Below are 7,960 nucleotides of genomic sequence, written 5' to 3'. Positions count from 1 at the left end.
GGAGGGTGTCGAGGTCTCCGGCCCGGCGTCCGTGACCTCTGCCCCGGACCTGGCCGGCGTGCTGCGCGCCACGGCGGCACTGGTGCCCGAGGGCGGCTACCTGGCGGTCCACGCCTACCTCTCCCGTCATGACGACGCCGAGCTCGAGGAGCTGCGCGCGGACCTGGCGGACCTGGTCGGCCGCCCGGTCACGTTCGGCTGGGGTCCGCGGTTCCTGCACTCCACCGGACAGTTCCACAAGGGCGGCCCGGCCGTCGGCGTGTTCCTGCAGATCACCGGCGACGCCGGCCTGGACCTCGAGGTGCCCGGCCGCCCGTTCTCCCTGGGCAGGCTCATCGCCGCGCAGGCAGCGGGCGACGCCCGGGTGCTGGGCGATCTCGGCCGCCCCGTGGTCACCCTGCACCTGCGCCGCCGCGACGCGGGCATCGAGGCCCTGAGGAGCGCCGTCCGTGGCCGGTGAGTCCCGGACCGCCCCCCGCAACCCGCTGCGCGACCCCCGTGACCGGCGCCTGACCCGCATCGCGGGCCCGTCGGCGCTCGTGCTGTTCGGCGTGACGGGCGACCTGGCGAAGAAGAAGCTCCTGCCGGCCATGTACGACCTGGCCCAACGCGGCCTGCTGCCGCCGGCGTTCTCCCTCGTCGGCTTCGGTCGCCGCAGCTGGTCCGACGAGGAGTTCGCCGACTACGTGCGCGCCGCCGTCGAGGCCTCCTCCCGGACCACGTTCGACGAGACCGTGTGGGACCAGTTCCAGGGCGGTCTGCGCTTCGTCTCCGGCGCGTTCGACGACGAGGCTGCCTACGTCCGTCTCGACGAGGTGCTCGCCGAGCTCGAGACCTCACGCGGCACGCGGGGGAACACCGCGTTCTACCTCTCCATCCCGCCGGACTGGTTCGAGGCCGTCTCCCGCCACCTGGCCGACCAGGGCCTGGCCGACCGGTCGCAGCCGGCCGAGGGCCCGTGGCGCCGCGTGGTCATCGAGAAGCCCTTCGGCCACGACCTGGCCAGCGCGCAGGAGCTCAATGCTGTGATCGAGCGCGTCTTCCCCTCGGACGCGGTGTTCCGCATCGACCACTACCTCGGCAAGGAGACGGTGCAGAACATCCTCGCGTTCCGGTTCGCCAACCGGATGTTCGAGCCGCTCTGGAACGCGGAGCACGTGGACCACGTCCAGATCACGATGGCCGAGGACATCGGCATCGGTGGACGGGCGAGCTACTACGACGGCGTGGGCGCGGCGCGCGACGTCATCCAGAACCACCTCCTGCAGCTGCTCGCGTTCACCGCGATGGAGGAGCCGATCTCGTTCGACGCGGACCATCTGCGCGCGGAGAAGGAGAAGGTCCTCGAGGCCGTGACCGTCCCGGACACGCCCGAGGGACTCGCGGCGGCCTCCGCCCGCGGCCAGTACACCTCCGGCTGGCAGGGCGGCGAGCGGGTCACGGGATTCCTCGACGAGGAGGGCTTCAACCCGGCGTCCGTCACGGAGACGTACGCCGCGCTCAAGGTGGGCATCCGCACGCGGCGCTGGCAGGGCGTGCCGTTCTACCTGCGGGCCGGCAAACGCCTCGGCCGGCGGGTGACGGAGATCGCCGTCGTCTTCAAGAAGCCCCCGCACCTGCTGTTCCCCGTCCACGACGGGGACGAGTTCGGGCAGAACATCATCGTCATCCGGGTGCAGCCGGACGAGGGCGTCACCATCCGCTTCGCGTCCAAGGTGCCCGGCACGCAGACCGAGATCCGCGACGTCACGATGGACTTCGGCTACGGCCACGCCTTCACCGAGGACTCCCCCGAGGCGTACGAGCGTCTCATCCTCGACGTGCTCCTCGGGGAGCCGCCGCTGTTCCCGCGCCAGGCCGAGGTGGAGCTGTCCTGGCGGATCGTGGACCCGTTCGAGGAGCACTGGGCGAGCCTGGGCACCCAGCCCGAGCCCTACGCCCCGGGCACGTGGGGACCGCCCTCGGCCGACGCCCTCATGGCCCGCGACGGACGAAGCTGGAGGCGCCCGTGAAGATCCGCATGCACGACACCACCACCTCCCAGGTGGCCAAGCGCATCACGCAGCTGCGCGAGAAGAGCGGGGTCGTGGCCCTCGGCCGCGTCCTCACGCTCGTGATCAGCACGGACGACGCCGGCATCGAGTCCGCCGTCCAGGCCGCCAACGCGGCCTCGCTCGAACACCCGTGCCGCATCGTCGTCCTGGCCCTGGGCGACCCCGCGGCCCCCACCCGCCTGGACGCCGAGATCCGGGTCGGGGGCGACGCCGGCGCCTCCGACGTCGTGGTGCTGTGGTGCGCCGGGGAGAACGCCCACGCCGACGAGTCGCTCGTCTCCGGGCTGCTCCTGCCCGATGCGCCCATCGTCGTGTGGTGGCCCGGGGTGCCACCCGGGGTCCCCTCGGCGACGGCGCTCGGTCGCCTGGCCCACCGCCGGATCACGGACACGGCCTCGGCGTCCGCGGCCGAGCCCGCCCTGTGGGCTCTGCGCGCGGGCCACCATGAGGGGGACACCGACCTGGCCTGGACGCGCCTGACGCTGTGGCGGATCCAGGTGGCCGGGATCTTCGACACGCTCGACGTGGCCACCCTGCGCTCGGTGACGGTGGACGGGGCGCCGGACTCCCCCAGCACCATGCTGCTCGCGGCGTGGCTCACCCTGACCCTGAAGGTGCCCGTGACGATCGCGCACTCGAAGGTCGGCCACGGGATCCGTGCGGTGCGCCTGCGGTGCACGGACGGGGACGTGGTGCTCTCCCGCTCGCAGTCGCAGGTGGCCCGGCTCTATCAGCAGGGCCGGCCGGTGCAGCGCATCTCCCTGCCACGCCGGACGATCCAGGACTGCCTGGCCGAGGAGCTGCGCCGCCTGGACCCGGACGAGGTCTTCGGCGCCGTGCTCCACCAGGGCCTGCCGCGCACGGACCTCTCCCCCGTGCAGGCCTCCGAACGCTGAGGGGCCCCCGGCGCCCCACCGGTCCGGGACGCGCGAACGCCCCGCACGGATCTTCCGTGCGGGGCGTTCGCGTCGGGGCCCGGCGGGGCGGCCTCAGGACTCCATGGTCAGACGCGGCAGGACGCCGAGCAGGGCGATCACGACACCCCAGGCGACCACGGAGCCGACGGTCAGGCGGGTGAGCAGACGCTGGGCGGAGCCCGAGGAGCTCATCGAGCTGGTCACGCCGCCGCCGAACATGTCCGAGACGCCGCCGCCGCGGCCCTTGTGCAGCAGGATGAGCAGCACGATGACCACGCTGAGCACGACCACGAGGATCTGCAGGGCCAGGGTCAGGACGTCCACGGGAGGGCTCCTCGGGTCGAGGTGCGGCCCCGGCGCGCGCCGGGGCCGTCACGGAGAATGCGGTCGGTCGGGCCGGACGGATCAGGCCTGGTCGAACCGGACGATCTTAGCAAACTCGTCCGCGTCGAGGCTGGCGCCGCCCACGAGGGCGCCGTCCACGTCTGGCTGCGCCAGCAGCGCCGGCGCGCTGGAGGACTTCACGGAGCCGCCGTAGAGGATCCGCAGTCCGGCGGCGACGTCGTCGCCGTGCAGTGCGGCCACGCGGGCGCGCAGGGCCGCGCACATCTGCTGCGCGTCCTCGGGGCCGGCGACCTCGCCCGTGCCGATCGCCCACACGGGCTCGTAGGCGACGACGACGCCGGCCACGTCCTGCGCCGACAGGCCCGCGATCGAGCCCTCCAGCTGGGCGAGCGTGTGCTCGACGTGCCGGCCGGCCTGGCGCACCTCCAGGCCCTCGCCCACGCAGATCACCGGGGTGAGGCCGTGGCGCAGGGCCGCGGCGGCCTTGCGCGCGACGAGCGCGTCGTCCTCCCCGTGGAGGGTGCGACGCTCGGAGTGGCCCACGATCGCGTAGCGGCACCCCAGCGCGGCCAGGAACGCGCCGGAGACGTCGCCCGTGTAGGCGCCGGCGTCCTCGGGCGAGAGGTCCTGCGCGCCGTAGGCGAGGTCCAGGCGGTCGCCGGTGACGAGCGTCTGCACGGCCCGCAGGCCCGTGAAGGGCGGGAACACCGCGACCTCCACGGCCTCCTGGTCATGGTCCGCGTCCGTGAGGAGCCACGTGAGGCGCTGCACCAGGGTGACGGCCTCGAGGTGGTCCAGGTTCATCTTCCAGTTGCCCGCGATCAGCGGCACGCGTGTGGTCTGCTCCGCCATGCTCACGCCCGCCCCTCGCCGGCCAGGGCGGTGACGCCCGGGAGCTCCTTGCCCTCGAGGTATTCGAGGGAGGCGCCGCCGCCGGTGGAGATGTGGCCGAACGCGTCGTCGGCGAAGCCGAGCGTGCGCACGGCCGCCGCGGAGTCGCCGCCGCCGACCACCGACAGGCCGCCGGCCGCGGAGGCCTCGGTGAGGGCCCGGGCCACCGCCCGGGTGCCCTCCGCGAAGGCCGGGAACTCGAACACGCCCATGGGGCCGTTCCAGAACACGGTCTGGGCGCCGCGGATCTGCTCCGCGAACGCCCGGGCCGTCTCGGGGCCGATGTCCAAGCCCATGGCGGACGCGCCGTGCGCGCCCGAGGTGAGGGCGTCCACGGCCAGGACCTCGTGCTCGGCGTCGGCCGCGAAGCCGGAGGCCATGACGATGTCCGTGGGGAGCACGATGCGGGCGGCCCCGGCCTCGGAGCGGCGCAGGTACTCGCGGACGGTGTCGAGCTGGTCCTCCTCGAGCAGGGAGGCGCCCACCTCGTGGCCCTGCGCCTTGAGGAACGTGAAGAGCATGCCGCCGCCGATCAGCAGCGTGTCGGCCTTGTCCAGCAGGTTGTCGATCACGGCCAGCTTGTCCGAGACCTTCGACCCGCCCAGCACGACGACGTAAGGCCGCTCCGGGGACTCGGTCAGACGGGTGAGCACCTCGAGCTCGGCGGCGACCAGCGGGCCCTGGTGGGCCGGCAGCTGTGCCGCGACGTCGAACACGGAGGCGTGCTTGCGGTGGACCGCGCCGAAGGCGTCGCCCACGTAGGCGCCGTCGTCGCCGGCCAGCGCCGCCATCTCGCCGGCCAGTGCGGCGCGCTCGGCATCGTCCTTGGAGGTCTCGCGGGCGTCGAAGCGCACGTTCTCCAGCAACAGCACCTGGCCGTCCTGCAGGGCGGCGGCCTTCGCGCGCGCGTCGTCCCCGGTCACGTCCGCGGCCAGGGCGACGTCGGCGCCCAGCAGCTCGGCCATGCGCGCGGCGACCGGACGGAGGGAGTACGCGGGGTCCGGCTCACCCTTGGGGCGGCCCAGGTGGGCCATGACGATCACGCACGCACCGGCCTCGGCCAGGTCCCGGATCGCGGGCAGCGAGGCCCGGATGCGGCCGTCGTCGGTGACGGTGTCCCCGTCCAGCGGGACGTTCAGGTCGGACCGGATGAGCACGGTGCGGCCGGCGACGCCGGCCTCGAGCAGATCGGTGAGGGTCGGTGCGGGCATGATGCCTCCTGGGGTGCCGGAGCGGGGTCGGTTCACGGTGCAGTCTAGGCGGACGGCCCGGGCCGACGGAGGAACCGTCGGCCCGGGCCGTCGGGCGCCGTGCGGGCTCAGAGCTTCGAGCCGATGAGGTCTGCGAAGTCCATGAGCTGGGAGGTGTAGCCGTACTCGTTGTCGTACCAGCCGATGATCTTCACGGTCTGGCCGATGGACTTGGTCAGCGGGGCGTCGAAGGTGCACGCCGCCGGGGAGGTGATGATGTCCGAGGACACGATCGGGTCCTCCGAGTAGACCAGGCGGCCCTGCAGCGGACCGGACTCCGCGGCCTTCTTGAACGCCGCGTTGATCTCCTCGACCTCCACGTGGCGCGTCAGCTCCACGGTCAGGTCGGTGGCCGAGCCGGTGATGGTGGGCACCCGCATGGCGAAGCCGTCGAGCTTGCCCTTCAGCTCCGGGATGACCTCACCGATGGCCTTGGCCGCGCCCGTGGAGGTGGGCACCATGTTCTGGGCCGCGGCGCGCGCCCGACGGCGATCCTTCTTGTGCACGTTGTCGTGCAGGTTCTGGTCGCCGGTGTACGCGTGGATCGTGGTCATGATGCCGTCCACGATGCCGAACTCGTCGTTGAGGACCTTCGCCATCGGGGCCAGGCAGTTCGTGGTGCACGAGGCGTTCGAGACGATGTGCATCGTCTCCGCGTCGTAGGTGTGCTCGTTCACACCCATCACGAAGGTGCCGTCGACCTCCTTGGCGGGAGCGGAGATGAGGACCTTCTTGGCCCCGGCGTCGAGGTGGGCCTGCGCCTTGGGGCCGGTCGTGAAGATGCCGGTGCACTCGATGACCAGGTCCACGCCGAGCTCACCCCACGGCAGCTTCGTCGGGTCGGCCTCCTGGAAGAACGCGACGTCGCGGCCGTCGATGCGGAACCCCTTCTCGGTCCGCTCCAGCTCGCCCGGGTAGCGGCCCAGGATGGTGTCGTACTGGGTCAGCCAGAACAGGTCCTCGGGGTCGGCGAGGTCGTTCACCGCGACCAGCTCGAGGTTCTCGTGGCCGCGGTCCCTGAGCACGCGCACGATGTTGCGTCCGATGCGGCCGTAGCCGTTGATGGCGATCTTGGTCATGGTGGTCTCTCTCGTTAGTTCGCGTTGCGTGGTCCCCGTGGCGGTGGGTCCGGGGCGGTACGGTCGAGCGGTCGCGCCCGGTCCGGGCGCGCGGTGGGGACAGGGCCGGAGCGCCGAGCCCCTCCCCGCATCGGGGCGCTGACGTCGTGGGGCCACGACGTCAGCGCCCCGGTGCGCGGTGTGGATCAGGCCGGGAGGATCAGGCCGGAGGCGCCGGCGCGGGCGGCCTCGAAGCGGGCCTGCACGTCGGCCCAGTTCACGATGTTCCAGATCGCCTTGACGTAGTCCGCCTTGACGTTCTGGTAGTCGAGGTAGAAGGCGTGCTCCCACATGTCCAGCTGGAACAGCGGGATGGTGGCGACCGGCACGCCGTTCTGCTGGTCGTAGAACTGCTCGATCACCAGGTTGCCGCCGATGGGCTCGTAGGCCAGCACGGCCCAGCCGGAGCCCTGGATGCCGAGGGCGGCGGCGGTGAAGTGGGCCTGGAACTGGTCGAACGAGCCGAAGTACTCGTCGATGGCGGCGGCCAGCTCGCCGGTCGGCTTGTCGCCGCCCTCCGGCGAGAGGTTCTTCCAGAAGATCGAGTGGTTCGTGTGCCCGCCCAGGTTGAAGGCGAGGTCCTTCGACAGCTGGTTCACGGAGCCGAAGTCGCCGGCCTCACGCGCGGCGGCCAGCTTCTCCAGGGCGGTGTTCGCGCCCTTGACGTACGTGGCGTGGTGCTTGGAGTGGTGCAGCTCCATGATGCGGGCCGAGATGTGCGGCTCCAGCGCGGCGTAGTCGTAGTCCAGCTCCGGAAGGGTGTATTCGGTCATGCTTCCTCCTTGGTCAGGCGAGGCTGCGGGCAGGACGCCCTCGGCCTCCACCTCGGGCAACCTCGCGTCTCGGCGGCGTATTCCGTCCGTCTCCATTGTGATCGGGGGCGGAGCGCCGGGGCCAGATCCCGTCGACGGTGATCCCGCGCTCAGCCTTCGGAGGCCGCGTCCGTCCCGGGGATGCCCCGCTCGGCGGCCCGCTTGTCCGCCATGGCCAGTAGCCGGCGGATGCGCCCGGCGACGGCGTCCTTGGTCATCGGCGGGTCCGCGAGGCGGCCGAGCTCGTCGAGGGAGGCCTGCTTGTGCTCGAGGCGCAGCCGTCCCGCGTAGCGAAGGTGGTCGGGCACCTCGTCCCCGAGGATCTCGAGGGCCCGCTCCACCTTCGCCCCGGCCGTGACAGCGGCCTGGGCGGAACGGCGCAGGTTGGCGTCGTCGAAGTTCGCCAGGCGGTTGGCGGTGGCCCGGACCTCTTTGCGCTCGCGCCGCTCGCGCCAGAGGGTCGCGGTCTGCTCCGCGCCGACGGCGGCGAGCAGCGTGGCGATCGCCTCGCCGTCGCGGACCACGACGCGGTCCGACTGACGCACCTCGCGCGCCTTCGCCGCCACGCGGAGC

8 protein-coding genes and 1 pseudogene are annotated in these 7,960 nt (G+C 72.4%); 3 read left to right on the top strand and 6 right to left on the bottom strand.

Features of this window, described 5'->3' with window-relative positions; translation table 11 throughout:
• The 3 genes and pseudogenes from HMPREF3105_RS06830 to HMPREF3105_RS06820 form a co-directional block, all read left to right on the top strand.
• Positions 1-460 (top strand): annotated as a pseudogene (locus tag HMPREF3105_RS06830) (glucose-6-phosphate isomerase); the annotation flags it as partial.
• Positions 450-2,012, top strand: a complete 1,563-nt coding sequence (gene zwf, locus HMPREF3105_RS06825) for a glucose-6-phosphate dehydrogenase (protein WP_036315281.1) — start codon at positions 450-452, stop codon at positions 2,010-2,012. The pseudogene HMPREF3105_RS06830 and the gene zwf, both read left to right, overlap by 11 nt.
• Complete coding sequence (locus HMPREF3105_RS06820) at positions 2,009-2,950, top strand: glucose-6-phosphate dehydrogenase assembly protein OpcA (RefSeq protein WP_036315284.1); 942 nt, start codon at positions 2,009-2,011, stop codon at positions 2,948-2,950. The genes zwf and HMPREF3105_RS06820 overlap by 4 nt, the downstream gene beginning before the upstream one ends.
• Before the next feature lie 93 nt (positions 2,951-3,043).
• Here HMPREF3105_RS06820 and secG read toward each other — a convergent pair whose 3' ends face one another.
• From secG to whiA, 6 genes are all read right to left on the bottom strand, one after another.
• Positions 3,044-3,295, bottom strand: coding sequence for a preprotein translocase subunit SecG (gene secG / locus HMPREF3105_RS06815; RefSeq protein WP_036315286.1), 252 nt, complete (start codon positions 3,293-3,295; stop codon positions 3,044-3,046).
• A gap of 81 nt (positions 3,296-3,376) precedes the next feature.
• Positions 3,377-4,168: a triose-phosphate isomerase gene (gene tpiA / locus HMPREF3105_RS06810; protein ID WP_036315288.1), complete on the bottom strand. Its 792-nt coding sequence runs from the start codon at positions 4,166-4,168 to the stop codon at positions 3,377-3,379.
• Positions 4,169-4,170: 2 nt separating this feature from the next.
• Positions 4,171-5,418 (bottom strand): phosphoglycerate kinase, encoded by a 1,248-nt coding sequence (gene pgk / locus HMPREF3105_RS06805; RefSeq protein WP_070709034.1) that lies wholly within the window; start codon positions 5,416-5,418, stop codon positions 4,171-4,173.
• A 107-nt stretch (positions 5,419-5,525) separates the two neighbouring features.
• Positions 5,526-6,536, bottom strand: a complete 1,011-nt coding sequence (gene gap, locus HMPREF3105_RS06800) for a type I glyceraldehyde-3-phosphate dehydrogenase (protein ID WP_041105191.1) — start codon at positions 6,534-6,536, stop codon at positions 5,526-5,528.
• A 185-nt stretch (positions 6,537-6,721) separates the two neighbouring features.
• Positions 6,722-7,348: a superoxide dismutase gene (locus tag HMPREF3105_RS06795; protein ID WP_036315296.1), complete on the bottom strand. Its 627-nt coding sequence runs from the start codon at positions 7,346-7,348 to the stop codon at positions 6,722-6,724.
• Positions 7,349-7,497: 149 nt separating this feature from the next.
• A partial coding sequence (gene whiA / locus HMPREF3105_RS06790; protein ID WP_070709033.1) for a DNA-binding protein WhiA occupies positions 7,498-7,960 on the bottom strand: 463 nt, incomplete at its 5' end.

It is taken from the genome of Micrococcus sp. HMSC31B01, from assembly GCF_001816085.1.
Classification (GTDB): domain Bacteria; phylum Actinomycetota; class Actinomycetes; order Actinomycetales; family Micrococcaceae; genus Micrococcus; species Micrococcus luteus.
This window is presented reverse-complemented; position numbering and strand designations above follow the sequence as displayed.